Origin of the sequence: Nonomuraea fuscirosea (assembly GCF_003001935.1) — a bacterium.
Lineage (GTDB): Bacteria > Actinomycetota > Actinomycetes > Streptosporangiales > Streptosporangiaceae > Nonomuraea > Nonomuraea fuscirosea.
The window spans coordinates 154,310-178,870 of the sequence record NZ_PVNG01000010.1; the positions used below are offsets into that span (position 1 = coordinate 154,310).

Below are 24,561 nucleotides of genomic sequence, written 5' to 3' on the forward strand. Positions count from 1 at the left end.
ACCGTCGCAGCGTTGTGCCTGGCGTCCGCAGTGCCGAGCGATCTTGATGGAGGGATTCTTACGCGACGCGGCGAGAAGACGACGCTCGACGGCGCGGGCCGTCGCCGGGTCGCCGGCACGGCCGTGCTCCTGCTCGCTCTGGTCGGCGCGCTGGTGCTGACGATGAGCGCCGGACACCCCGCCGAGCGCGCGAGCCTGATCCGCTGGTACGCGCTGTCCTGGGCGCTGTTCGGCGCTGCGGTGTGGACGCTGCGCAAGGTGCCGGCCCGGCAGGCGGTGTTCCTGGTGGTCGCCGGAGCCGTCGCGGTGACCGCCACGGGGCTGCTCGCGCCGCCGACGACCAGCACCGATTCCTACCGGTACGTCTGGGACGGCCGGGTCCAGGCGGCGGGCGTCTCCCCTTACACCTACGCGCCCGCTGATCCCGCGCTCCTTCCGCTGCGCGACCGCTGGCTCTTTCCCGAGGGCGCGGACTGCGACTTCCCCTACCGCTACGCCGTTCACTCGGGCCCGGCCGCCCGCACGTGCACGTTGATCAACCGGCCCGACGTGCACACGATCTACCCGCCGCTGGCGGAGCTGTACTTCCTGGTCGTGCACCGGCTCGCGCCGGAAGACGGCCGGTACGAGCCGTTCCAGGTCGGTGGGGCGCTGCTGGCGTTCGGCACGTCGCTGGTCCTGCTGGCGACCGTCAGGCGAAGAGCTGCGGACAGATCCGTGGACAGGCGCGCGTGGTGGGTGGCGTGCTGGGCGTGGTGTCCGGCCGTTCCGCTGGAGGCGGTGAACAACGCTCACGTCGACATCCTCGGCGTCCTGCTCACCGTCGCCGCCATGGCCCTGCTGAGCCGGCACAAGGTCCGGGGCGGTCTGCTGCTCGGAGCGGCGACCGCGGTGAAGTTTGTGCCCGCGCTGGCCCTGCCCGGAGCGCTGTCCGGGCTCCTGGCCACCCGGGGGCCCTCCGTACGGCGGCGGGCGCTCGGCGCACTGGCCGTCGTCGGGCCCGCCGTCCTCGTCGTGGCGCTCGCCTATCTCCCGTACGTGCTCGCGTCCCGCGCGTCGGTCCTCGGCTACCTCTTCGGCTACCTGAACGAGGAGGGGTACGACGACACCGGCACCGGCGGCGCCCGGTACGCGCTGCTGCGACTGGTCCTGCCCGGCGCGGCGGCGCTGCCCGCGGCCCTCGTCCTGCTCGCGGTCGCGGCCGTGCTCGTGCTGCGCCGGGGTGACGCCGCCCGGCCGTGGCGCGGGGCCCTGGTGGTGACCGGGGTCGCGTTCCTGCTGTTCACACCCGGTTATCCCTGGTACGCCCTGCTGGTCGTCGCGCTCGTCGCCTTCGACGGCCGGTGGGAGTGGCTCGGCATCCCGCCGGCGGGCGCCGCCGCGTACCTGGGCGTCCACGAGCACGCCGGCACGGCCGCCTACGCGGTCGCCGCCCTGGCAGTGGTCGCGGGCTCCGTCGTACGGGCGAGGCGGGCGTGCCCAGCCCTCTCGCTGCCGGAACGATCATGACGGGGTGGCGAACCACCGCCTGGCCAGGTTCCGGCGGACAACGGTGGGAGGGTCATGACAGGGCCGCGAACCAGCGCCTGGCCGTGTTCCAGCGTTCGGCGGTGGGGAAGCCGCAGCGGGTGGCGAGCGGGCCGATGTCGTCGGCGGAGACGGTCGCCCAGGCGAACCAGCCGCCGGTACGGCCGTCGTGACGCAGCCGTACCCGGTCCACCGTGCTCTTCGAGCCGGGCGGGCGGACTTCGGCGATGACCGTTCCGCCCGGTCTGACCAGTTGCCGCAGGCGTCTGAGCAGCGCCACCGGATCGCCGCCGATGCCGATGTTGCCGTCCGTCAGCAGCGCCTCCGCCCACCGCCCCGTACCGGGAAGAGGGTCGAAGACGCAGCGCAGCAGGGCCGGGCCGCCCGCCCGGCGGGTCAGTTCGACGGCGAGAGGGGTGACGTCGATGCCCAGGGCGGGGACGCCCCTGCGGGTGAGCGCCACGGTCAGCCGGCCGGGGCCCGAGCCGACGTCCAGCGTGGGGCCGCCGCACCGGGCCAGGACGTCCTCGTCGCCCTCGATCGGGCGCAGCCAGCGCTCGGCGGCCAGCGGGCGGACGCGGCCGTCGGCGTACTCGACCTCCACGTGCCCGCCGCGCAGGCCGTGCTCGTAGACCGCGCTGCAGGACCGCCAGTCCGACAGCGTCACGGGATCGCCGATCGCGCCGCCGCTCACCGACCCGGCCGTCCCGCGGCCCGGCGTCGTACCGCGTAGAGCAGGGCGGAGACGACGAAGAGCGCCACGGTGATCCACAGCCACCGCGCCAGGTAGGGGGACGTGCTCAGCCCGACCGCTCCCACGTAGTTCGGCTCGGCGCCGCGCAGGACGAGCGGGAACCACACCAGCAGCAGCAGGCAGGACAGCGCGACCGGCACCCGCACGTGGTTGACCAGCGGTGGCCGTCCGCCCGGTCGCTCATGCTGCCGGGAAGGGGCGCGGAGCACGGCGTCGGCCGCCGAGTACAGCGGCCACAGCACCAGATCGTGGAAGACGGCGGCGCCGACGAACCACACGGCGAACCCCAGCCAGATGCCGGCCTCCACCACCCGGGTGGCGGCGTAACCGGCGACCGCGAAACAGACCACCAGCCCTGCCAGATGCCCCGGCCCGGCCCCGTAGAGCCTCGCCCACAGGCCCGCCCCCCGCCCTGCTCCCCGGCCCGCCTCCTGGTCCGCCCGCCGACGCGTCCACCAGCGCGTCCACCGGCCCATCGGCCGGTCGGCGTCGCCCTTCACGGGCGCTCCCGGCGGAACTCCAGCTCCCGCACCCACTTGGTGTTGTGCACGCCTGGCGCGTTCGGCACGATGATCCGCGCGGGATATCCGTGGTCGAGGGAGAGATCCGCGCCGTTGACCCGCAGCGCCAGCAGTGAACGAGGGTCGGACACCTGGCCGGCGTTGAGCGAGGCCTGGCCGAAGTAGCCGACGCGCTGCACCGACCTGGCCGTGACCTCCGCCGCGCCGGGCGGGATCCCGGCCAGCCGGGCCAGGTCGGCCAGCCGTACGCCGGTCCAGACCTGCTCGGTCGACCAGCCCTCGACGCAGGCGATCGGCAGCGCGTACGTGCGCAGCGGCAACGCCAGCAGATCCGCCCGGGTCAGCAGGGCCCGGCCGGCACCGGCGAGCACCAGCCGCCACGCGTCACCGGTGTCCGCCTCGGTGACGCCCAGGCTCGCCGCCGTCTTGTTGATCTGGAAGTCGTTGGGCCCCGTCCCGTACTCGCGCCCGTGCGGCGCCAGCAACGCCGTACGGCGCAGCGGCCCGTCGAACGTCTGCCCGGCCGACAGGCCGAACATCAGCACCGAGCCCCCGCCGACGAACGCCAGCAGGCCGCGCCGCGACATGGTGGGCGGCGCCGGGTCCACCGGCACCAGACCATTGGGGTCGGGCGGCTCGGGACGGGTGCCGGCCAGACCCGTACGCAGCTCGCGGCGCAGATCCCTAGACCGCAGCGCGCGGATCGCCATCGGCAGCCGTACCGCCACGTGCACGGCGAGCGCCGCCAGGAAGATCCACGCCCCGTACAGGTGCGCCGGGTAGAAGGAGAAGGGGAAGACGTAGAAGAGCTGGATGTTGAGTATCCCGGTGGCGAACTGGAATCCGGCCCCGCCGACCAGGAGCAGCAGGCTGACGCGCTCGACGGCCTGGGCGAGCGAGCGCGCCGGCGGCCAGTCGAACAGCTTGGGGATCACCGACCACAGCTTGGCCAGCAGCACCGGCACCAGTGTCAGCCCGAGGATGACGTGGGCGCCCTGGGTGACCCGGTACACCCAGGCGGGGCTCGTCGGCCAGTCGAACAGGTAGAAGCCGAGCAGGCCCTTGCCCGGGGTCGTGTCGTTGCCGGGCAGGCGGGGGTCGTACGCGGCGTACGACAGCAGGCCGGTGACGGCGACGACGGTCAGCCCGGCGAGCAGGACCAGACCGAGCACCGACGTGAGCCACGGACCGCGCAGCGGGCTGCGCCAGAAGCCGGGCCGGAACGGACCGGGCGGCCTGCGCCAGAAACCCGGGCGGCGTGGTCCGGGCGGCCCGCCCTCCTCCCGACCCTTCGCGGCGGAGGCGTGCCGATCATGAGCGCGCCCGGATGGCGTATCCGGCACAGATCCCCCCGAAGCCGTTGTCGAATGCTGGATGTCTTTACCGCAAACGGCGCGCTCAAAGTAGGGCGAGGGTAAGCATTCCGCCACGCTCTGGCGTACGCCGCGTGGTCTTTGTCCCCCATGAGAGCTATGGGCGAATGTCCACCGTGCGGGGACGACCCGTGGTGCGCCCGTTCCCTAGCGTTATGGACGTGACGGCAGCGGTTCGGCCCGCTTCCCGCCACCGTCGGCGCGCATCCGCCCCGGCGCCGATGAGCTACCTGGGAGAACGTCATGCTCCGCACGTTCAAGGCATCCGCTGTGGCCGCACTGTGCTGCGTCGTCGTCGGCGTGGGGATCGCCGGCGCCCCGGCCGCCTCGGCGGAGGAGTGGGACCCCTTCGCGAAGACCGACGCCGAGAGCTGGGACCCCTTCACCGGGCACAGGGCCGACCCGTTCGTCGGCACCAAGAAGATCAAAGTCAGCGGCAAGAAGGTGAACGTGTCCTGCTCGGGCCGCCAGGGGCGGGGCAAGCCGGTCGTCGTGCTGCTGCACGGTGCCGGTGACGGGGTGGAGAAGCTCGCGGCGCTGCAGAAGACGCTGAGCGGCAGGAACCGGGTCTGCTCCTACGACCGGCTCGGTGCCGGGGCGAGCGACCAGCCCGACGGCCCGCAGAGCTTCACGAGCACCGGGAAGATCCTGACCGGGGTGCTCGACCGGATCGCCGGTGACAGCCCCGTCGTGCTGGCGGGTCACTCGCTGGGCGGGCTGATCGCCGCCAGGTACGCCCCCGAGCACCGCGACCGGGTCAAAGGCCTGGTGCTGATGGACGCCACGCCCGCGACGATGACCGCCGACATCAAGAAGGCCATCCCGGCCTCCGCCGAGGGCCCGGCGGCCGAGCTGCGCGCCCAGAACCTGGCCATCTTCGCGGGGCAGAACCCGGAGAAGCTGGTCATCCCCGACGGAAGGGTCCGTTCGGCCGGCCGGATCCCGGTCGAGGTGCTCACGCACGGCAAGCAGTACCTCGCCGCCATCCCCACGTACGGGCCGAAGCTGGAGCGGGCCTGGTCCGCGGGCCAGCGCGCCTGGCTCAAGCTGTCCACCCGCAGCAGGCTGACCACGGCCACGAAGAGCGAGCACTACATCTACGTCGACCAGCCCGAGGTCGCTGTCAAGGCCATCCAGCGCGTCGCCGCCCAGGCCACCCGCCACAGGTGACCGGGCACCGGCCGCGTCCGGCCGGCCGCCGCCGCACGGGTCCTCCCCGGCGGCGGCTTTCGCCGTTCCCGCCTTCCTCATAGGCACTAGTGACGACGTCGGCGATCCGGTACGGCGTCACGCGCCCCCGGAAACCGGCAGGAACAGGTCGGCGAGGTCGTCGAAGGCGATCAGGAGGACGGCGCCGACCAGCCCGGCCGGCACCGCCAGCGCGAGACCGGCCACGGTCACGGGACCGCCGGTGAACGCCGCCGCCACCGCACCCAGCCCCACGACGAGCAGCAGCAGCCCGTTCCGGACCAGATGCACCGGGCCGAGCGGCGTCACCGACGCGCCGAAGCACCGGCACGGCTCCCGCCGCCCGCCCCGCAGCGAGACGGCGATCCACGTGGAGAACGCGACCAGCAGCACCCCACCGGCGGCCAGCCCCGCCCGGGGCAGCACGACCAGGCCGGCCGCGGCGACGACCTCCACGACCGCCGTCGCCAGCGCGGCGGGGAACCGGATCGGGCCGGGCAGCGACTCCAGCGTGGCGGCGAAGGACCGCAGCGCGGCACGGCTGCGCAGCTTCGAGTACGCGGAGACGACGAAGACCGTGGCGAGCAGGACCTGACACGCCACCAGCACGTGAACCATGACCTCAGATGCTCGCCCGCCCCGTTAGCCCGCCACTGGCGCGCCGGTAGCGCGCCCCGCCACCGAGCCGGGCACCGCCCCGGGCGCGTATGCAGGTGCCGCCCACCCCTCGCCGACGAGGCGACCGTGCGCCGGCCGGCCCTCCACGACGCGCTGGCCAAGCTGCGCGCGCTCACCCCCCGAGGCGCACGACCCGGCTGGCCGTGCTGACCGGCGCCGTGCTCACCTGCCTGGCCGTGGTGGGAGGCGGAGTCATCCCGGCGCTGCTCCGTCCGGCGCCCCCGATCGTGATGACGCCGCCGGAGACGGGAAGGGCGGCGTCCCGCGCGGCTGGGCGGCTGGCTGAGCGCCACGGGGTGACCCTGCCGGCCTTCTCCGAGCCCACGAACGTCACCTCGGGCGGCGCCGGGACTGGTGTGGACGCCGGCCGCTCCCCCTGCGGGGTACTGACGGGCCCGTGATCCCCCGCGCGAGCTACCCGGCGAAGCCCGTCAGAGGGGGATGGCAGGTCAAAGCCCGATCTCTAGTGTTTTTCTCACCGCGGAAAACGCCGCGGAGACCTGATCGAGAGGAACACGATCGTGGCATCCACGGAGCACCAGCAGACCCTTCCGCAGGCCGGCCCCTCCGCGGCCCGGAGCCGGCTGCGCACCTTCCGCTTCCCCGTCCTGCTGGTCGCGATGTTCGCCGTGATGACGGTGATCGCCGGGATCAACCAGCTCGTCTCGCCCGTGCCGCTGCTGGCCCTGCCGGTGGGCGTCGGCCTGGCCGTCGCGGCGATCGTCGCCTACCGCCGCCTCTCCCGTGCCGTCGAGCTCCGCTCGGACGTGCCCGAGCTGGACAAGGCGGACCGGCGGCCCCGGCTGCGGCAGGGGACGCTGCTCGGGCTCGGCCTGTTCACCGGGCTGATGGCGCTGATCGCGGTGTTCGGCGGCTGGCAGGCCGTGTCCTGGGGCTCCATCGGCAGCGCCCTCGGCGCCGCGGGCATGATGGCGAGCGTCGCCGTGGCCGAGGAGCTGCTGTTCCGCGGGATTCTGTTCCGGATCATGGAGGAGCGCCTCGGCACCGTGATCTCGCTGGTCGTGTCCATGCTGGTCTTCGGCGCGACCCACCTGGTGAACGCCAACGCCACGCTGTGGGGCGTGCTGTCCATCGCCCTGACCGGTGGAGCCATGCTGGCCGCCGCCTACGTCGCCACCCGCTCGCTGTGGCTGCCCATCGGCCTGCACTTCGCCTGGAACTTCACCCACACCGGGATCTTCGGGGTCTCGCTCTCCGGATCGGACGCTCCGGTCGAGGGCCTCCTGAACGTGACGCTGTCCGGCCCCTCCGCGCTGACCGGCGGCGTCTTCGGGCCCGAGGCCAGCCTGCTCGCCCTGGTGGTCTGCCTGGTTCCCACGATCGTCCTGCTCCGGCGGGCCAAGCGCACCGGCCAGATCAAGAGCCGCACCCGCTCTTCGTGAAGCACCGACTGAACGGCCCGCCGGGGACTCCCGGCGGGCCGTTCAGTCGTTCGCGACGGCGCGCAGGACGCACTCCCTGAGCAGCTCGCGGCGCCGCTCGTGCACCGCGGGCGGCTCCTCGTCGGACGCCGCGTAGACGTTGCTGACCGGCGACCAGGCCATGGACATCGCGATGACCAGGGCCATCAGATCGAACGGATCTCCCTGCCGCACCCGCCCCGCCGCCTGCGCCTCGGCGATGGCGCGCAGTTTGTGGTCGTCGAGGCGGTCGTGCTCCGCCACGAGGTGGCCGGTCGGCCGGCGCTCCAGCCGGGCCCAGGTGGCCAGCCGGATGAGATCGGGACGGCGCAGGTATTCGTCGTAGAGGCGCACGGCCCAGTCGGCGAGGTCGGCGGCGTCGATGGGGACGACGTTGACGATCCGCTCCAGCGAAGCGAAGAAGATCGCGTTGAAGAGCCCCTCCTTGTTGCCGAAGTAGGCGTAGAGCTGGGCCTTGTTGGTCCGCGCCGCCGCCACGATCCGCTCGATGCGGGCTCCGGCGATGCCGTATCGGGCGAACTCCTGGGTGGCCACGTCGAGGATGCGCTGGTACGTCGCGGCGCCGCGCGCGGTCAGGGGCTGGTCCGCCATGGTCGTTCACGCTACCAGACAGAACAGTTGGTTTGCTTTGGCCGGCGGAGTGCGCCTACGATCAAATAAACCGAACAGTCTGTTTCAAGGAGAACTGTTGTGCGTACCACGACCGGATGGCAGGCGGACGGGCCGACGACGCTGCGGCGTACCGAGCTGAAACGGCGCGACCTGCGCCCCGACGACCTCGCGGTCAGGATCGACTACTGCGGCGTCTGCCACAGCGACCTGCACGCCATCCGCCACCAGGACAGCGCGGCGGGCGCTCTGGTGCCGGGCCACGAGTTCACCGGCGTGGTCACCGAGACCGGGCCGGCCGTCACCCGCTTCGCCCCCGGCGACCCCGTCGCGGTCGGCAACATCGTCGACTCGTGCGGCGAATGCGGCATGTGCCGGGCGGGCCAGGAGAACTTCTGCCACGCCTTCCCGACCTTGACCTACGGCGGCACCGACCGGCTGGACGGATCGACCACGCTGGGCGGCTTCTCCCGCGAGTACGTCGTCCGCGAGGGCTTCGCCTACCCGCTTCCGGCCGGCCTCGACCCGGCCGCCGCCGCGCCGCTGCTCTGCGCCGGCGTCACCGTCTGGGAGCCCCTGCGCGCCCTGGGCGTGGGCCCGGGCAGCCGGGTCGCCGTGGCCGGGCTGGGCGGCCTCGGGCATCTCGCCGTCATGATGGCCGTGGCCCTCGGCGCCACGACCTCGGTCATCAGCCGCTCGTCCGGCAAGGCCGACGACGCCCGCCGGCTCGGCGCCCACGGGTTCGTCGTGTCCACCGACCCGGACCAGGTGGCCGCCGCCCGCGACACGTTCGACGTGGTCATCGACACCATCTCCGCCCCGCACGACCTCGGCCCGTACCTGCGGCTGGTCGCCATGGACGGCACGCTCAGCCACCTCGGTCACCTCGGGCCGGTCACGGTGGACACCATGGACCTGCTCCTCGGGCGCAAGAAGCTCAGCTCCGCCGGCAGCGGCGGCCGTCCCGCGACGGCCGCCATGCTGGAGTTCTGCGCCGAGCACGGCATCACCGCCGAGATCGAGCTGCTGCCCTCCGCGCGGGTGAACGAGGCGCTCGACCGCCTCGGCCGCAACGACGTCCGCTACCGGTTCGTCCTCGACCTGTCCGACCTGAGCTGAACGGGCGCGGATCGTTCTGACCCCAGCCGCGAGAACGACCAGGTCACGAGAGCGACCCGGTCACGAGGACGGCGCGGTCACGAGGGCGATGCGGCGAGGTCGAGGGCGATGTCGGCGATCAGGTCCTCCTGGCCGCCGACCATGCCGCGCCGCCCCGCCTCGACCAGGATCGAGCGGGTGTCCAGGCCGTAGCGCGCGGCGGCGGCCTCGGCGTGGCGCAGGAAGCTCGAATAGACGCCGGCGTAGCCGAGGGTCAGCGTCTCGCGGTCGACCCGCACCTCGCGGTCCTGCAACGGCCGGACGAGGTCGTCGGCGGCGTCCATCAGCGGGAACAGGTCGCAGCCGTGATCGAGGCCGAGCAGGTCGGCCACCGCGACGAACGCCTCGATGGGGCAGTTGCCGGCCCCGGCGCCCTGCCCGGCCAGGGACGCGTCCACGCGGGACGCGCCGTTCTCGACCGCGATCACGCTGTTGGCGACGCCCAGGCCCAGGTTGTGGTGGGCGTGGATGCCGAGCTGGGTCTCCGGCCGCAGCACGTCCCGGTACGCGCGGATCCGGTCCCGTACGCCGTCCATGGTGAGACGCCCGCCGGAGTCGGTCACGTAGACGCAGTGCGCGCCGTAGGACTCCATGAGCCTGGCCTGCGCGGCGAGCTCGGCCGGCGCGGCCATGTGGGACATCATCAGGAAACCGGCCACGTCCATGCCCAGCTCGCGGGCGGCGGCGATGTGCTGCGCGGAGATGTCGGCCTCGGTGCAGTGCGTGGCGATCCGGACGGAACGGATGCCGAGTCGGTGCGCCTGGCGCAGGTCGTGCAGGGTGCCGATGCCGGGCAGCAGCAGCGTGGTCGGCACGGCCCGCCGGGTGACGTCGCAGACCGCCTCGATCCACTCCCAGTCGGTGTGCGCGCCGATTCCGTAGTTGATGCTCGAACCGGACAATCCGTCGCCGTGCGCGATCTCGATGGCGGCCACGCCGGCCGCGTCCAGCGCGGCGGCGATCGAGCGCGCCTGCTCGACGGTGTAGCGGTGCCGGATGGCGTGCATGCCGTCCCGCAGGGTCACGTCCTGGACGTACAGGCTCGCGATCGATGGGCCGGTCGTCGGCTGGCTCGTCATCGGGTGGTCTCCTGGCGGTGGGCGGCGATCCGTTCGGCGGTCCGCAGGGCCGCCGACGTCATGATGTCGAGGTTGCCCGCGTAGGCGGGCAGGTAGTGCGCGGCGCCCTCGACCTCCAGGAACACCGACACCTTGATCGCGCCGCCGGGCGCGCCGGCCGGGATCAGCCGGTGCAGCGGGTCGTCGGCGGCGACGGTCTCGAACTGCACCTTCTGCTTGAGCCGGTAGCCGGGCACGTACGCCTGCACCCGCCCGACCATCGCCTCGACCGACGCGGTGACGGCTTCGGTGTCGGCGTCGGAGACGAGGCAGTGCACGGTGTCGCGCATGATCAGCGGCGGCTCGGCCGGGTTGAGCACGATGATGGCCTTGCCCCGCGCCGCGCCCCCGACCCGCTCGATCGCCGACGCGGTGGTCTCGGTGAACTCGTCGATGTTGGCCCGCGTGCCGGGCCCCGCAGAACGGGAGGAGATCGACGCGACGATCTCGCCGTAGTGCACCGGGGTGACCGCACCGACCGCCGCCACGATCGGGATGGTGGCCTGCCCGCCGCAGGTGACCATGTTGACGTTCGGAGCGTCGAGGTGTTCGTCCAGGTTGACCGGCGGCACGATGTAGGGCCCGAGCGCCGCCGGCGTGAGGTCGACGACGGTGCGGCCGAGGGGGCGCAGGACCTCGTCGTGGCGGCGGTGCGCGCCGGCGGAGGTCGCGTCGAAGACGTACTCGACCTCGGCGAACTCGTCCAGCCGGACGAGACCGTCGACGCCCTCGTGGGTCGTGGCGACCTTGAGGCGGCGGGCCCTGGCCAGCCCGTCGGACTCGGGGTCGATGCCGGCCATGGCGGCCAGGCTGAGCCGGTCCGACAGCCGCAGCACCTTGATCATCAGGTCGGTGCCGATGTTGCCCGAGCCGATGATCGCCACCTTGGCGAGCCCGCTCATGACGCCTCACCCCGCTCGGCGAAGGAGGCGGTGACCTCGGCGAAGGAGACGGTGACGGAGCCCAGGCCGGAGATCTGCGCGGTGAAGACGTCGCCGGGCGCGGCGGGGACCATCGGGCCGAGCGCTCCGGTCAGGACCACGTCGCCGGCGCGCAGGGGTTCGCCGCGGCGGGCCAGCGTCGAGGCCAGCCAGGCCGCGGCGTTGAGCGGGTCGCCCAGGCAGTCGCGGCCGGTGCCTTCAGAGACCAGCTCGCCGCCCCGGTACATCCGCATCGCGATGTCGGCCGGCTCGACCTCCTCGATGGAGACCTGCTCGTCGCCGAGGACGAACAGCCCCGAGGAGGCGTTGTCCGCCACGGTGTCGACGATCGTGATGTCCCAGCCGGCGATCCTGCTGTCCACGATCTCCAGCGCGGGGCGGACGGCCGCCGTCGCCGCGCGCACGTCGGCCGGGGTGCAGTCGGGACCGGTCAGGTCGGCGCCCAGGATCAGCGCCACCTCCGCCTCGATCCTGGGCTGGAGCAGCCGCCCGGCCGGCACGGAGCCGCCGTCCGCCAGCGCCATGGAGGCGAGCAGTGCCCCGAAGTCGGGCTGGTCCACGCCCAGCTGGCGCTGCACGGCCGGCGAAGTGAGGCCGATCTTGCGCCCGGTCAGGCGGTGGCCGGCCGCGAGCAGACGCTCGTTGTTGAGCCGCTGGACCTCGTAGGCGGCGTCGATGTCCCCGGCCGTGAACAGGTCGCGGATCGGCGGGCACGGCGTGCCGGTGGCGGTCGCGGTCGCGAGCAGGTCCGCGGCCTTCTGGACGGTGGCGCTCATCGTGGCTCCGAGCGGGTCGAGGGCATCGGCGCACCTCCGAAGGGGTGGCTGTGAACGTCCCCAGGTATAGGCGGGTGAGCCGGGGTGTGCCAAAGTTCGTTCCGTGCACCGGAACACCTCGCCCGTGAACATGCTGGACAAGGCCGTGTCCATCCTGGACGTCTACCGCCCGGACGGCGGCTCGTTCCGCCTGACGGAACTCGCGGCCAGGGCGGGCCTGCCCAAGACCACGGCCTTCCGCCTGATCGGCGACCTCGTCCGGCTCGGCCTGCTGGAGCGCGACGGGGAGCGCTACCGGCTCGGCGGCACCCTGTTCGAGCTGGGCTCGCTCGTCCCCCGACGGCATGACCTGCGCGAGAGCGCGCTGCCGTTCCTCCAGGACCTGTTCGAGAGCACCCGCCAGACCGTGCACTTCGGGATCCGGGACGATCGTGACGTCGTGTATCTCGAACGTATCCACGGTCACGACGCCGTTCCCCTGCCGTCCAGGATCGGTGGCCGGCTGCCGCTGACCTGCACCGCGATCGGCAAGGCCCTGCTCGCGTTCTCCGGGCCCGAGCTGGCGGACGCGATCCTGGCCGGGCCGCTGCCGCGGCTGACCGCGTACTCGATCGCCGACCCGCTGCGTCTGCGGACGGCGCTCGAACAGACCCAGGTGTCCGGGCTCGCGTACGAGGAGCAGGAGGCGGCGCTCGGGATCAGCTGCATCGCCGCGCCGGTGTTCGCCGGCGCCGGCGAACCCGTCGCGGCGCTGTCGGTGGCGGTGCCCCGCGAGCACTTCCGGCCGGCCCACCTCGCCCCGGCGGTGCGCACGGCCGCCCTCGGCCTGTCCCGCACGCTGCGACAGGGCTGAATCAGAGAAGAGAGAACGTTCGGTCTTGACCAAACGGCGGCCGACCGTCATGATGAGTGGAGGGAGAACGTTCGGTCTTCTAGGGAAGGAACCGCGACCATGAGCCAGCCCCTTTACACCGGCATCGCCACCTCCACCGGGGACGGCAGGGCGGGAGGCAACGCCAGGACCGACGACGGCCTGCTCGACGTCACCCTGGCCATCCCGAAGGAGATGGGCGGCCCCGGCGGCGCGACCAACCCGGAGCAGCTGTTCGCGGCCGGCTGGGCCGCGTGCTTCCACTCGGCGCTCAAGGCCGTGGCCGCGCAGCGGAAGACCCCCGTCACCGACTCGGCGGTCATCGCCGAGGTGCAGGTGCTCCCCACCCCGGAAGGCGGGTTCACGCTCAGCGCCGCGCTGCACGTCGAGCTGTCCGGCGTGGACCAGGCGACGGCGGACGCGCTCGTCGACGGCGCCCACGCGATGTGCCCCTACTCCAACGCGACGCGCGGCAACATCCCGGTCACCCTGGACGCGACCGTCGCATGAAACCCCGGTGGCCGGGCCGACGCGGACCCCGTCGGCCCGGCCACCGGCTCCACCCCGCACCCGGTGATCACCGTTGGGTGCCGCCGTCCGAGCGGATCTATCATGGCCGCATGGTCAGGGAATCCGGCTCCGCGCCGGCCGCTGCCGGTCTGAGCAGCCGCGAGGTCATCTTGAACGCGGCGCGCACCCTCATCGGCGAAAAAGGGTACGACGGCATGGCCATCTCCGACCTGTGCGCGCAGTCCGGGCTGCCGCCCAGCTCGATCTACTACCACTTCGGCAACAAGCTCGGCGTCCTGGCCGCACTCCTTGAGCGCACCTTCGACGAGTTGCACGCCCTTTTCCCCAACCCGTCCTCGTTCGACGACCTCGCGCCTTTGGAGCGGCTCGAAGCGTGGTTCTCGGCCGCGTGCCGTTCGCTCGACCGGCGGCCCGACTACCTCCGGCTGCTCGTCGCGATCAGCGTCGGGCCGCAGAAGGACGCCGAGGTGGTGCGCAGGACCGTGCGCCGCATCCGCGACTACGCCCACGCGTCCTGGGTCGACGCGCTCACGCCCATCTTCGCGCCCGAGGGCGGCGAGGCCGGCGAGGCCCTCGTGCAGCGGCTGGCCATTCTCGGCCGCGCCCTGACCGACGGTCTCTCGGTGACCAACAGCTTCGACGAGATGACCTACAGCTCGCAGGTCACGCCCTTCGTCGCCCTGGTCCGCGGCCTCGCGGAGCACCGCGACGGCGCGCAGCGGCTCTTCGGCGACGGCGAGGCCTGACCTCCGGAAATCGGTGGCGAAGTCACTCTTGATAACACCGCCGAAATTTGTATAGTGAACGCTACATACAGGCGGACAGATTGGAGGCGGAGTGACGAGCACGTTAGATGTCGGTGACCTGCGCCTGGCCTACACCGAGGCCGGCGCCGGCGCCCCGGTCGTGTGGCTGCACGGCTCGGGACCCGGCGCCACCGGTATGAGCAACTTCGGCGGGAACCTGCCCGCCTTCGCGGACTACCGCAACATCGTGATCGACCTGCCGGGCTGGGGCGACACCCCGCGGCCCGAGCTGGACGAGCCGCTGATCTTCCACGCCGCCGAACGGGTGTGCCGGGCGATGACGGCGCTGGGGATCGAGCGGGCCCACCTGGTCGGCAACTCCTACGGTGGCGCGGTGGCGATGCGGATCGCGATGCGCCATCCGGAGCGCGTGGACCGGCTCGTCCTCATGGCGCCGGGCGGAGTCCTCCCCGCGGACGCGCCGCCCTGGCCGGTCGGCCTGGACCGCCTCTTCGCCTACATGGCCGCGGCCAAGCCGTCGCGCGAGGCGATGGCGGAGTTCGTCCGTCTCATGGTCCACGACGAGAGCCTCGCGACCGAGGAGCTCATCGACGAGCGCTACGAGTCGAGCCTGCGCGCCCACCCCGAGCTGCCGATCCCGCCGAACTTCGGCGACCTGACCCCCGACCTGGGCCTCATTGCCGCCCCCACGCTGCTCGTGTGGGGCAGGGAGGACCAGACCGTCCCGCTGACCTGGGCGCCCAGGATCCTCGACGGGATCCCGGACGCGGAGCTGCGCGTGCTGCCGCACTGCCGGCACTGGGTCCAGTACGAGCGTGCGCCTGAGTTCAACCACATCGTCCGCGAGTTTCTGCAGGGCGGAGCAGCCGCCGCATCGGAGGAATGACACCCGTGGGTATCAGGAAGCTTGGCTACGTCGGCCTCAACGTCACCGACGTCGAGGCGTGGACCGACCTGCTCGGCCGTACGCTGGGGATCGGCGTCACCCTCGCCAAGTCCGGCACCGACGAGGTCGCCCTGGCCGAGCTCGACGAGTTCAAATACCGCGTGGCCCTCTACCCCTCCACCGAGGACAGCCCGCGCGAGCTGGGCTGGATCGTCGACACGCCGGCCGAGCTCGACCGGCTCACCCGGCGGCTCACGGACGCCGGCTTCACCGTCGCGGAGGGATCCGCGGAGGAGCGGGAACTGCGCGGCGCCACGTCGCTGCGCTGGTTCACCGACCCGGTCGGCTACCGCGTGGAACTCGCGGTCGGGGAGGCCAAGGTACGCACCGCCGCCGCCCGGCCGCCCGGCGGCCCCGGCACCACCGGCCTCGGACATTTCGTCCTGGCCGGTCCCAGGCTCCAGGAGATGCGCGAGCTGTACGAGTCGGTGCTGGAGTTCAAGCTGACCGACTACCGCGCCCCCGGCCTGTTCTTCTTCCGCTGCAACCGGACCCACCACAGCATCGCCCTGGCCGGCGCCGAGACGGCGTCGATCCACCACCTGGAGTTCGAGCACGGCTCCATCGACGACGTCGGCCGGGCCTACGACCGGGCCAAGGCGAACGACGTGCCGATCTCGATCAGCCTCGGCCGGCACATGAACGACAAGGCGATCTCCTTCTACGTCAAGAACCCCAGCGGCTTCCACCTGGAGATCGGCTGCGCGGGCATCGAGGTGGGCGAGGACTGGGTCCCGCACGACTTCGGCCGCCCGGACGTCTGGGGACACCACCACGCCGACGCCAATCCCTTCGCCGCACCGAAGTCGTGACCCGCACGGCCCCGAGCCGTCCGACATCCTGACCGCGACGCGGCCCGACGCTCATCCCCGCCGGTAGACCCGGACGCCCCTGACGTCCTCGGCAGAGCCGGCGCACCCCCACCGTTGTAGAGCGAACGCTACATACACAGCCTGAGGCGCCGTACGGGCGCCGGTCCAGGCTTACTCGGGGGCTTTTCGACCATCGCGCAACCAAGCGAGGTTTCCCTTGAACGTTCTCGAGCAGGTCAAGAACTCACCGATGAGTCCCGCCCAGATCAGGGCGGTCGCGCTGTGCCTCGTGATCAACCTGGTGGACGGGTTCGATCTCCTGGTGACCTCCTACGTCGGGCCGACGATCACCCGCGAGTGGGGCCTGTCCTCCTCGGACGTGGGCGTCCTGCTGAGCGGCGGGCTGGCCGGCATGGCCATCGGCGCGCTCTTCCTGGCGCCGCTCGCCGACCGCGTCGGCCGCCGCCGGCTCACCCTCGCCTGTCTCGCCCTGGCCTCGGCCGGCATGCTCGCCGCCGCCCTCACCCAGGACTTCGGCCAGCTGCTCGCCACCCGGCTGGTGACGGGCGCGGCGGTCGGCGCGATGGCGGCCAGCCTGCCGGTGCTCACCTCGGAATTCGCGAACAACCGGCGCAGAGGGCTGGTCGTCGCGCTGATCACCACCGGGTACGGCATCGGCTCGGTCATCGCCGGCGTCGCCTCCAGCCTGCTGATCGGCTCGTACGGCTGGCGCTCGGTCTTCGTCTTCGGCAGCGTCGTCACCGCCGTCCTCTTCCTGGTCGGCCTGCGTGCTCTGCCCGAGTCGATGGACTACCTCGTCGCCCGCCGCCCCGGCGACGCGCTGGAGCGGTTCAACCGGATCCTGGTGTCGATGGGACGCGCCCCCGTCGAGACCCTGCCGGAGCCCGCGTCCCCGACGAGGTCGCGCAAGGTGGCGCTCGACTCGCTGTTCCGCGGCCGCAACGCGGTCAGGACGGTGCTGGTCTGGCTGGCCTTCACCGCCGCCCAGCTGATCTTCTACTTCGCCAGTTCGTGGACGCCCGGCCTGCTGCTGGAGGCGGGGATGTCCAACCAGCAGGGGATCAGCGGCGGTGTGCTGTTCAGCCTCGGCGGCGTCACGGGTGCGATCCTGCTGGGGGTGCTGGCCTCCCGGGTCGAGCCGCGCCGGCTGACCGCGGCGTACTTCGTCGCCGGCGCGCTCATGCTCATCCTCTTCTCGGTGTCGCTCGGCACGCTGGCGAGCGCGCTGGTCGTGGCGGTGCTGGTCGGGCTGTTCCTCAACGGGACGGTGTCCGGGATCAACGTGATCGTGCCGAACCTCTACCCGGCCGAGTCCCGCGCGACGGCGCTCGGCCTGGCCGTCGCCGTGAGCAGGCTCGGGGCCGTGCTGGCGCCGCTGATCGCCGGGTTCCTGCTGCAGGCCGGCTGGACGCCCGGCTCGATGTTCCAGGTCTTCGCGATCCCGGCCGTGCTCGGCGCCGTCGCCACGATCCTGCTCACCCGGTTCGAACGTACGACGAGGGACGCCCCGGCCGAGCCGAGGCCCGTCGAGGGCGCGGCGGCCGAAGCATGACGCCGCAGGAGGCAGGCCGGTCCCGTCCGGGTCCCGTCCCCGGCACGATGCCGGAGGAGGGCGCGGGTCCCGTGCTCGTGCTGCTGCACGGCGGCGGGCCGGGTGTGGACGCCGCGAGCAACTGGGCGGCGGTGCGGACCAGGCTCTCGGCCCGGTTCCGCTGCCTGGCCCCCGACCTGCTCGGCTTCGGCACGCAGGTCGGCGGCGACGGCACGGCCGGCCTCCGGGGACCGCGGGCCTGGGCGGCGGCCCGCGCCCGGCAGGTCCTCATGCTGCTCGACCAGCACGGTCTCGACCGCGTGCACGTCGTCGGCAACTCGGCCGCGGGCGGCGCCGCGGCGCTGGCCCTGCTCGCCGCCGCGCCGGACCGGGTCGGGCGCGCGGTGCTCATGGGCGGCGCCGGCACGGGCCCGCTGCCGCGTACCGTCCCCTTCTACGACGAGCCGACGCGGGCGTCCATGCGCGCCACCCTCGGCCGGTTGGTCGCCGACGAGAGCGCGCACCGCGACCTCCTCGACGACCTGGCCGGCGTACGGCTGGCGCAGGCCCTGCGCCCCGGCGCCGAGGAGGCGTTCCGGTCGATGTTCGCCGAGGTCACGGACGGGACGCCGCCCGTCGATCCCGGTACTATCGCCACCCCGGTCCTCGCCCTGCACGGGGAGCGGGACCGGGTCCAACCGGTCGAGGTCTCCGAGCGGCTCGCCGCCGCCCTGCCCGACGGCCGCCTTGAGGTGGTGGCGGGGGCGGGGCACTGGATCCACGTCGACCGGCCGGATGAGTTCTGCACCCTGGTAGGGGAGTTCCTGAGCGCATGACACCGCAACCCACCACCCCCGGCGATCCGGCCGGCGTCCTCGTCGTCGGCGCCGGCCCCACCGGGCTGACCCTCGCCATCGACCTCGCCCAGCGCGGCGTGCCGTGCCACGTCGTGGAGGCCACGGAGGAGCGCGGCGCCAACCCCCGGTGCAACACCACCTCCGCCCGGTCGATGGAGATCTTCCGCCGGCTCGGGCTGGCCGGCGACATCCGCCGGGCCGGCCTGCCCGAGGACTACCCGACCTCGATCCAGTACCGGACCAGCCTGCGCGGCGAGCCGATCTTCCGCATCGACCTGCCGTCGGCCGGCGACGTGCTGGCCGGCGCCGGCCGGGACGGCTGGCCCACGCCGGAGCCGCAGCACCGCGTCTCGCAGCTGTTCCTCGAACCGATCCTGGAGCGGCACGCGAGCCGGCACCCCCTGATCACCCTCGACCGCGGCACCCGGCTGGTCGGGTTGCGGCAGGACGACGAGCACGTGGAAGCGGTCGTGGAGTCCGGCGGAGCCCGCCGCACCCTCCGCTGCGCGTACGTGGTCGGCTGCGACGGGGCACACAGCGCCGTCCGGCGCGCGCTGGACATCCGGTACGAGGGCATCGACGCCATCCAGCGCTTCGTGTCCACCTTCGTCCGCTCACCCGAACTGGGCCGGCTGGCGGCCGAGGACCGGGCGTGGACGTACTGGACCTACGGCCGCCGGCCCGCCGCGCTGATCGCCATCGACGGCGGCGAGCTCTGGCTCAACCACGCCGCCTTCCCGCCCGATCACGACACCGAGGCCGAGGACCCGCTGCGGCTGCTGGAGGAGGCCGTCGGCGGTCCGGTCGAGCACGAGGTGCTCGGCGTCGTGCGCTGGACCGGACGCCGGCTGGTCGCCCAGCGCTACCAGGACGGCCGGGTGTTCCTGGCCGGGGACGCCGCCCACATCTGGATCCCCGTGGGCGGGTTCGGCATGAACGCCGGCATCCAGGACGCGGCCACCCTGGGCTGGATGCTCGCCGCCGTGCACCACGGGTGGGCGCCGCCCGGGCTGCTGACCGCGTACGAGAAGGAGCGCAAGCCGGTGGGGGAGCAGTTCGCCGGCGCGGTGGGGGCGGCGGCGCGCAAGTCGTTCGCGGACGTCTCGCCGGACATCCACCTGCCGGGCCCTGAAGGTGAGCGGGCCCGCGCCGAGCTGGCCGGGCGGCTCGCGATCACGGAGCCGCACCGGTACTCACCCGACGGCTTCAGCTTCGGCTACCACTACGCGGGCTCGCCCCTCGTGGTCGGCGGCGCGGAGCAGGCGGCCATCACCATGGGCGACTACCAGGAACGGGCCAGACCCGGGTTCCGGCTGCCGCACGTCTGGCTGGCCGACGGCCGGTCGGCGCTCGACGTGCTCGGCCGCGGCTTCACCCTGCTGCGCACCGACCCCGCCCTCGACGTCACCCCCTGGACCGAGGCCGCTCACGACCTCAAGATGCCTTTCACCGTGGCCGACCTGCCCGGCGACCACCCCGAGCGCTATCCCACCGCGCTGCTGCTCGTACGCCCTGACCAGCACGTCGCCTGGATGGGCGGCGCGGACGCCCGCCCCCGCGAGCTCCTGCGCACGGTCACCGGGCGCGTCATGGCCCACCAGCGGTAAAAGATCACCAGGAGAGAAACGCACATGCCATACGCACTGGGCATCGACGTGGGCGGCACGTTCACCGACGCCGTCGCCTCCGACGGGGCCGGCCGCATCGTGTCGGCCAAGACGCCGACGACCCCGCCGAACCGCGAGGCCGGCGTCATGCGCGCGATCGAGGACCTCGCGGACGAGCTCGGCATCGGCGTCGGCGAGCTGCTGTCGCAGACCGACTACATCGCCCACGGCACCACGGCCTCGATCAACGCCCTCGTGCAGGGGCAGGTGGCCGACGTCGGCCTCATCGCCACCAAGGGGCACCGGGACGCGATCTACATCATGAACGCCGAGGGCCGCACGCTCGGCCGGTCGGCCCACGAGATCCAGGACACGCTGCGGCAGCGCAAGCCCGCACCGCTGATCCCGAAGTACCGGGCGCTCGAAGTGACCGAGCGGATCGACTACGCGGGCACGGTCCTGGTCCCGCTGGACGAGGACGAGGTCCGCCAGGTCGCCCGCACCCTGGTGGAGCAGGGGGTCGAGGCCATCGCCGTCTGCCTGCTGTGGTCGTTCAAGAACGGGGCGCACGAGCAGCGGGTCCGCGAGCTGATCCACGAGATCGCCCCCGGCATGTACGTCACGCTCTCCTCGGAGGTCAGCCCGCGCATCCGCGAGTTCGCCAGGACCTCCACGACGATCATGAACGCCCAGGTGGGGCCGCGGCTGCGCACGTACCTGCTGCCGCTGCAGCGACAGCTGGAGGAGCGCGGGCTCAAGGGGCCGCTGCTCGTCATGCGGAGCGAGGGCGGCACCATCACCGCCGACCGGGCCCCCGAGCACGCCATCACCACGGTCGGATCCGTCCTGTCCGGCGGCGTCGTCGGCGGCATGCGCCTGGCCGAGCAGCTCGGGCACCGCAACGTCATCACCACCGACGTCGGCGGCACCACATTCCTGGCCGGGCTGATCGTGGACGGGGAGCCGGTCATGGCGCCGGGCTCGATCGTCAACCAGTTCCCGATCAACGCGGCGACGATCCGGGTGCACACCATCGGCTCGGGCGGCGGCGCCCTCGCGTCCGTGGACGAGGGCGGCAACCTGCGGCTCGGCCCGCAGAGCGCGGAGGCCGTCCCCGGCCCCGCCTGCTACGGCAACGGCGGCACCCGGCCCACGAACACCGACGCCAACCTGGTGCTCGGCATCCTGAGCGAGCGCGGGCTGCTCGGCGGGCGCAAGCCGCTGCGGATGGACCTGGCCCGCGAGGCGATCCGCGAGCACGTGGCGGAGCCGCTCGGCCTCACCGTCGAGGAGGCCGCCATCGCCATCCACGAGGTGCAGAACGCGCAGGCAGGAGACCTCCTGCGCCGGGCCGTCGTGCAGGCAGGTCACGACCCCCGCGACTTCGTCGTCTACGCCTTCGGCGGAGCGGGACCCGCCCACTGCGCCGGCTACTGCCAGGACCTGGGTGTCAGCGAGGTCGTGGTGCCGCTCGGGCCGGTCGCCTCCGCCTTCTCCGCGTACGGGCTCGCCGCCTCGGACGTCGTGCTGAGCGCCGAGCTGTCGGACCCGTCGTCGTTCCCCGTCCATCACGCGGTGCTGGAGTCGCACTTCGCCCGGCTGGAGGCCGACCTGCAACGCGGCCTCGACCAGCAGAAGGTGAAATTTCATGACGTGACGCTGCAGCGCGAGGTCGATCTGCGCTACTCGATGCAGGTCACCGAACTCGCCACGGCCGTCCCCGACGCCTTATTCACCGAGCACACCGGTGAGGAGATCCTGGAACGCTTCGAAACACAGTACGAGCGCATCAACGGCAGCGGCGCCGGCTACCGCGAGGCCGGCGTGCAGGCGATCACCTACCGCGTCCGGGCCAAGGCCGGCCTCGGCTTCCCCGTCGCGCTGCCGGAGATCCCCGCGGCAGACGGCCCCGACCCCGCCGAAGCGCTCCTCGAGGAACGTTCCGTCTGCCTCGACTCGCGGCTCGGCTTCGTGCCCACCCCCGTCTACGACTACGCCCGGCTGCGCGCCGGCCACGAGCTCGTCGGGCCGGCCGTCGTCGACGTGCCGACCACGGTGGTCGTCGTCCCCGCCGGCGTCACCGGCCGCGTCGACCGCCTCGGCAACCTCGTGCTGAGCTACCAGTGAGGACACGTTCCATGGCATCAAGGATCCCCGGGGCGGACGAGTTCACCAGCAGGCCCCTTCCCCGCGCCGAGCTGCTCCGGCAGATCTCGCCGGCGCTGTCGCTGCACCAGGTGGACGACGATGGGGACGTCGACGCCCTCACCTACGAGGTCGTCCGGCACCGGCTCTGGGCCATCACCCAGGAGATGGGCGAGACCCTGCGGCGGATGTCGGGCTCGCACGTCGTCACCGAGTCCAACGACTTCAACTTCTCCATCTGCGACGAGCTCGGCGAGCAGGTGCAGGTGGGGACGTACAACATCGGGCTGATCGGCTCGATGGACCTGGCCATCGTCTGGACGCTGCGCAACCGTAGCGACAACCCCGGCATCGCCGAGGGCGACATGTTCCTCTGCAACGATCCGTGGATCGGCGGCGGGCTGCACCAGAACGACGCCGCGATCCTGGCGCCGATCTTCCACGAGGGCAAGCTGTTCGGCTGGACGACCGCCATCGCCCACCAGGTGGACCTGGGCGGGCCCAGGCCCGGCTCCTTCAGCCCGTCCGCGCAGGACGTGTTCGGCGAGGCCGTACCGACACCGCCGCTGAAGGTCGTGCGCGGCGGGGTGCTGCAACGGGACGTCGCCGACGCCTGGGTGCGGCGCTCCCGGCTGCCGCACCTGGTGGGGCTCGACCTCCGGGCCAAGATCGCGGCCAACAAGAACGCGGCCGAGCAGATCCTGCGGCTCATCGCCAAGTACGGCGCCGACACCGTCAAGATCGTCATGCGCCGGATGATGGACGACGCGGAACGCCGGCTGCGGGCCAAGCTGGAGACCCTGCCCGACGGCACCTGGACCGCGGTCGGCTACCAGGAACAGTCGCAGACCGGCGACCGCGGCCTGCACGCGATCAAGGTCGCCATGACCAAGGAGGCCGACCGGCTCGTCTTCGACTTCCGCGGCACCGCCGGGCAGACCGGCATCATCAACTGCCCGTACCCGGGATTACGAGCCGGGATCGTCTTCACCATGCTGCCCCTGCTGGCCGGGGACATCCCGTGGGCGGCCGGCGGGCTGATGCGCTGCTTCGAGATCATCACCGACGAGGACACCATCACCAACGCGTCCTTCCCCGCCGCGGTCGGCAAGGGGCCGTTCGGGCCGGCGTGGGGAGCGGGCAACCTGGTCGCCGAGGTGCTGGCCAGGATGCTGGACGCCGAACCCGAGCATCGCGGCGACGTACAGTCGATCTGCAACGGCACCACGGACCTGTGCGTCGTCTCCGGCGTCGACGAGCGCGGCGGGGGCGCCAGGAGCTTCGTCTCGCCGATCTTCGACGTCATGGCCGGCGGCTACGGCGCCCAGGTGTACCACGACGGCGTCGACACCGGCGGCCGGCTCATCATCCCCTCCGCCCGGGCCCCTGACGTCGAGATGACCGAGTACCTCTACCCCCTCGTCGCCCTGTGGCGCCGCGAGCAGACCGACTCCGGCGGGCCCGGCCGGCAGCGGGGCGGGATGAGCGGCTCGGTCTGCTACGTGCAGCACCCGTCCCAGACGGGGACGATGTCGCTGGTCGTCTCCGGCACCGGCAAGGTCGCGAACCAGAACGTCGGCCTGGCCGGCGGCTACCCCGGTAACTCCCAGCTCGACCTGGTCGTACGCGGCATCGACGTGCCCCAGCTCGCCGACACCGCCACCATCCCGGCCGGCCTGGACGAGCTCGGCGGCCGGACCGAGGTGCTGCCCTGCGAAGGCGAGTCGACCCTCGGCCCCGGGGACGCCCTCTACCTGCACTGGCAGGCGGGCGGCGGCTACGGCGACCCCCTGCTGCGGCCGGCCGGGCAGGTCCGCGAGGACGTGCACCAGGCTCGTGTCTCGGCGCGGGCGGCGCGAGAGGTCTACGGCGTCGTGCTCGACGAGGACGGCGACGTGGACCCGGCCGCGACCGACGAGACCCGAGAGAAGCTGCGGCACCGCCGCGCGTCCGACGCCGGTCTGTCCGGCACCCGGCTCACCCCGATCGGCGCCCCCGACCTGGCCACGGCTCGCCGGCTCGACGACAACCTCGCCGTCGTGGAGTCACCGTCACCGGACGGCGGAACCGTCGTGTGCGTGCACTGCGGCACGTGGATCGGGCCCCTGTCGGGGGGCGCGTTCGTCACGGGCCTGGCCCGCCGCGACTCGGCCCCGGCGGAGGCGGGGCCGCACATCTGGCCCGATCCAGGGGAGTACGTGGACGCGGAGGTCGTCTTCCGGCAACTGTTCTGCCCCGGCTGCCTGACCGCGGTGCACTCCCGCGTCGTCCCCACCGATCATCCCCTGCCCGCCGACGAGTACCGGAGCTGGACGTGAGGTCGCCCGCTCGCGCCCTCGGGGCAGGAGCGGAGACGCCGGCCCGCGACCACTGAACTGGGCGGCCCAG

General features: G+C 72.7%; 23 protein-coding genes. 15 read left to right on the plus strand and 8 right to left on the minus strand.

The genetic code is table 11. The features are described 5' to 3' along the window. Nucleotides 1-30 precede the first annotated feature (30 nt). A complete protein-coding gene (locus B0I32_RS23650; RefSeq protein WP_219911980.1) occupies nt 31-1,509 on the plus strand; it encodes a glycosyltransferase family 87 protein in 1,479 nt (492 codons plus the stop codon). 52 nt (nt 1,510-1,561) lie between these two features. On the opposite strand, the gene B0I32_RS23655 is transcribed toward B0I32_RS23650, so the two are convergent. From B0I32_RS23655 to B0I32_RS23670, 3 genes are read right to left on the minus strand one after another with little or no spacing between them, the layout of a single operon-like run. Beyond that, on the minus strand, nt 1,562-2,221 hold the full coding sequence (locus B0I32_RS23655; protein WP_219911981.1) for a methyltransferase domain-containing protein: 660 nt from the start codon (nt 2,219-2,221) through the stop codon (nt 1,562-1,564). Beyond that, nucleotides 2,218-2,781, minus strand: a complete 564-nt coding sequence (locus B0I32_RS57810) for a hypothetical protein (RefSeq protein WP_245955988.1) — start codon at nt 2,779-2,781, stop codon at nt 2,218-2,220. The genes B0I32_RS23655 and B0I32_RS57810 overlap by 4 nt, the downstream gene beginning before the upstream one ends. Continuing rightward, complete coding sequence (locus tag B0I32_RS23670) at nt 2,778-3,974, minus strand: molybdopterin-dependent oxidoreductase (protein WP_106243120.1); 1,197 nt, start codon at nt 3,972-3,974, stop codon at nt 2,778-2,780. Before B0I32_RS23670 ends, B0I32_RS57810 begins: the two co-directional genes overlap by 4 nt. 444 nt (nt 3,975-4,418) lie before the next feature. Between B0I32_RS23670 and B0I32_RS23675 the strand changes: the two genes are divergently transcribed. Then, nucleotides 4,419-5,345, plus strand: a complete 927-nt coding sequence (locus B0I32_RS23675) for an alpha/beta fold hydrolase (RefSeq protein WP_106243122.1) — start codon at nt 4,419-4,421, stop codon at nt 5,343-5,345. Nucleotides 5,346-5,462: 117 nt separating this feature from the next. Here the strand turns inward: B0I32_RS23675 and B0I32_RS23680 are convergent, their stop codons facing one another. Next, complete coding sequence (locus B0I32_RS23680; protein ID WP_106243125.1) at nt 5,463-5,981, minus strand: MauE/DoxX family redox-associated membrane protein; 519 nt, start codon at nt 5,979-5,981, stop codon at nt 5,463-5,465. 203 nt (nt 5,982-6,184) lie between these two features. Here B0I32_RS23680 and B0I32_RS23685 point away from each other — a divergent pair, with 203 nt between their 5' ends. Beyond that, nucleotides 6,185-6,442, plus strand: a complete 258-nt coding sequence (locus B0I32_RS23685; protein WP_106243127.1) for a hypothetical protein — start codon at nt 6,185-6,187, stop codon at nt 6,440-6,442. Nucleotides 6,443-6,562: 120 nt separating this feature from the next. Next, nucleotides 6,563-7,444, plus strand: a complete 882-nt coding sequence (locus B0I32_RS23690; RefSeq protein WP_245955989.1) for a CPBP family intramembrane glutamic endopeptidase — start codon at nt 6,563-6,565, stop codon at nt 7,442-7,444. A 42-nt stretch (nt 7,445-7,486) separates the two neighbouring features. Here B0I32_RS23690 and B0I32_RS23695 read toward each other — a convergent pair whose 3' ends face one another. Next, the gene (locus B0I32_RS23695) at nt 7,487-8,074 is read right to left on the minus strand and encodes a TetR/AcrR family transcriptional regulator (protein ID WP_106243128.1); all 588 of its coding nucleotides are present in this window, start codon (nt 8,072-8,074) and stop codon (nt 7,487-7,489) included. Between the two features lie 99 nt (nt 8,075-8,173). Here B0I32_RS23695 and B0I32_RS23700 point away from each other — a divergent pair, with 99 nt between their 5' ends. Beyond that, nucleotides 8,174-9,211 carry an NAD(P)-dependent alcohol dehydrogenase gene (locus tag B0I32_RS23700; protein WP_106243131.1) on the plus strand — a complete coding sequence of 346 codons (1,038 nt, stop codon included), beginning with the start codon at nt 8,174-8,176 and terminating at the stop codon, nt 9,209-9,211. 77 nt (nt 9,212-9,288) lie between these two features. Here B0I32_RS23700 and dmpG read toward each other — a convergent pair whose 3' ends face one another. From dmpG to B0I32_RS23715, 3 genes are read right to left on the minus strand one after another with little or no spacing between them, the layout of a single operon-like run. Beyond that, nucleotides 9,289-10,329, minus strand: a complete 1,041-nt coding sequence (gene dmpG / locus B0I32_RS23705; protein ID WP_219911982.1) for a 4-hydroxy-2-oxovalerate aldolase — start codon at nt 10,327-10,329, stop codon at nt 9,289-9,291. Further along, complete coding sequence (locus B0I32_RS23710; RefSeq protein ID WP_106243133.1) at nt 10,326-11,270, minus strand: acetaldehyde dehydrogenase (acetylating); 945 nt, start codon at nt 11,268-11,270, stop codon at nt 10,326-10,328. Before B0I32_RS23710 ends, dmpG begins: the two co-directional genes overlap by 4 nt. Further along, nucleotides 11,267-12,085, minus strand: a complete 819-nt coding sequence (locus B0I32_RS23715) for a 2-keto-4-pentenoate hydratase (RefSeq protein ID WP_106243136.1) — start codon at nt 12,083-12,085, stop codon at nt 11,267-11,269. Before B0I32_RS23715 ends, B0I32_RS23710 begins: the two co-directional genes overlap by 4 nt. 103 nt (nt 12,086-12,188) lie before the next feature. Between B0I32_RS23715 and B0I32_RS23720 the strand changes: the two genes are divergently transcribed. The 10 genes from B0I32_RS23720 (at nt 12,189) to B0I32_RS23765 (ending at nt 24,491) form a co-directional block, all read left to right on the plus strand. Continuing rightward, nucleotides 12,189-12,938: an IclR family transcriptional regulator gene (locus tag B0I32_RS23720; protein WP_245955990.1), complete on the plus strand. Its 750-nt coding sequence runs from the start codon at nt 12,189-12,191 to the stop codon at nt 12,936-12,938. 99 nt (nt 12,939-13,037) lie between these two features. Further along, nucleotides 13,038-13,466 (plus strand): organic hydroperoxide resistance protein, encoded by a 429-nt coding sequence (locus B0I32_RS23725; RefSeq protein WP_106243139.1) that lies wholly within the window; start codon nt 13,038-13,040, stop codon nt 13,464-13,466. A gap of 110 nt (nt 13,467-13,576) precedes the next feature. Beyond that, nucleotides 13,577-14,233, plus strand: coding sequence for a TetR/AcrR family transcriptional regulator (locus tag B0I32_RS23730; RefSeq protein WP_106243573.1), 657 nt, complete (start codon nt 13,577-13,579; stop codon nt 14,231-14,233). 91 nt (nt 14,234-14,324) lie between these two features. Further along, the gene (locus B0I32_RS23735; protein WP_106243141.1) at nt 14,325-15,140 is read left to right on the plus strand and encodes an alpha/beta fold hydrolase; all 816 of its coding nucleotides are present in this window, start codon (nt 14,325-14,327) and stop codon (nt 15,138-15,140) included. Nucleotides 15,141-15,145: 5 nt separating this feature from the next. Beyond that, a complete protein-coding gene (locus B0I32_RS23740; protein WP_106243144.1) occupies nt 15,146-16,012 on the plus strand; it encodes a VOC family protein in 867 nt (288 codons plus the stop codon). Between the two features lie 250 nt (nt 16,013-16,262). Further along, nucleotides 16,263-17,585, plus strand: a complete 1,323-nt coding sequence (locus B0I32_RS23745; RefSeq protein ID WP_219911983.1) for an MFS transporter — start codon at nt 16,263-16,265, stop codon at nt 17,583-17,585. Beyond that, nucleotides 17,582-18,400, plus strand: coding sequence for an alpha/beta fold hydrolase (locus B0I32_RS23750; protein WP_219911984.1), 819 nt, complete (start codon nt 17,582-17,584; stop codon nt 18,398-18,400). The genes B0I32_RS23745 and B0I32_RS23750 overlap by 4 nt, the downstream gene beginning before the upstream one ends. Beyond that, entirely contained in the window at nt 18,397-20,028 is a 1,632-nt protein-coding gene (locus tag B0I32_RS23755; protein ID WP_106243148.1) for an FAD-dependent monooxygenase, read from the plus strand. The genes B0I32_RS23750 and B0I32_RS23755 overlap by 4 nt, the downstream gene beginning before the upstream one ends. Nucleotides 20,029-20,052: 24 nt before the next feature. Further along, on the plus strand, nt 20,053-22,155 hold the full coding sequence (locus tag B0I32_RS23760; RefSeq protein ID WP_106243151.1) for a hydantoinase/oxoprolinase family protein: 2,103 nt from the start codon (nt 20,053-20,055) through the stop codon (nt 22,153-22,155). 11 nt (nt 22,156-22,166) lie between these two features. Further along, the gene (locus tag B0I32_RS23765; RefSeq protein ID WP_106243153.1) at nt 22,167-24,491 is read left to right on the plus strand and encodes a hydantoinase B/oxoprolinase family protein; all 2,325 of its coding nucleotides are present in this window, start codon (nt 22,167-22,169) and stop codon (nt 24,489-24,491) included. Nucleotides 24,492-24,561 lie beyond the last annotated feature (70 nt).

Excerpts from the sequence above, each read along its gene's own strand:
- B0I32_RS23715 (WP_106243136.1), bottom strand. The coding sequence starts at position 12,085 with ATGAGCGCCACCGTCCAGAAGGCCGCGGACCTGCTCGCGACCGCGACC.
- B0I32_RS23680 (WP_106243125.1), bottom strand. The coding sequence starts at position 5,981 with ATGGTTCACGTGCTGGTGGCGTGTCAGGTCCTGCTCGCCACGGTCTTC.
- B0I32_RS23760 (WP_106243151.1), top strand. The coding sequence starts at position 20,053 with ATGCCATACGCACTGGGCATCGACGTGGGCGGCACGTTCACCGACGCC.
- B0I32_RS23695 (WP_106243128.1), bottom strand. The coding sequence starts at position 8,074 with ATGGCGGACCAGCCCCTGACCGCGCGCGGCGCCGCGACGTACCAGCGC.
- dmpG (WP_219911982.1), bottom strand. The coding sequence starts at position 10,329 with ATGACGAGCCAGCCGACGACCGGCCCATCGATCGCGAGCCTGTACGTC.
- B0I32_RS23675 (WP_106243122.1), top strand. The coding sequence starts at position 4,419 with ATGCTCCGCACGTTCAAGGCATCCGCTGTGGCCGCACTGTGCTGCGTC.
- B0I32_RS23765 (WP_106243153.1), top strand. The coding sequence starts at position 22,167 with ATGGCATCAAGGATCCCCGGGGCGGACGAGTTCACCAGCAGGCCCCTT.
- B0I32_RS23745 (WP_219911983.1), top strand. The coding sequence starts at position 16,263 with ATGAGTCCCGCCCAGATCAGGGCGGTCGCGCTGTGCCTCGTGATCAAC.
- B0I32_RS23750 (WP_219911984.1), top strand. The coding sequence starts at position 17,582 with ATGACGCCGCAGGAGGCAGGCCGGTCCCGTCCGGGTCCCGTCCCCGGC.
- B0I32_RS23755 (WP_106243148.1), top strand. The coding sequence starts at position 18,397 with ATGACACCGCAACCCACCACCCCCGGCGATCCGGCCGGCGTCCTCGTC.
- B0I32_RS23730 (WP_106243573.1), top strand. The coding sequence starts at position 13,577 with ATGGTCAGGGAATCCGGCTCCGCGCCGGCCGCTGCCGGTCTGAGCAGC.
- B0I32_RS23710 (WP_106243133.1), bottom strand. The coding sequence starts at position 11,270 with ATGAGCGGGCTCGCCAAGGTGGCGATCATCGGCTCGGGCAACATCGGC.
- B0I32_RS23725 (WP_106243139.1), top strand. The coding sequence starts at position 13,038 with ATGAGCCAGCCCCTTTACACCGGCATCGCCACCTCCACCGGGGACGGC.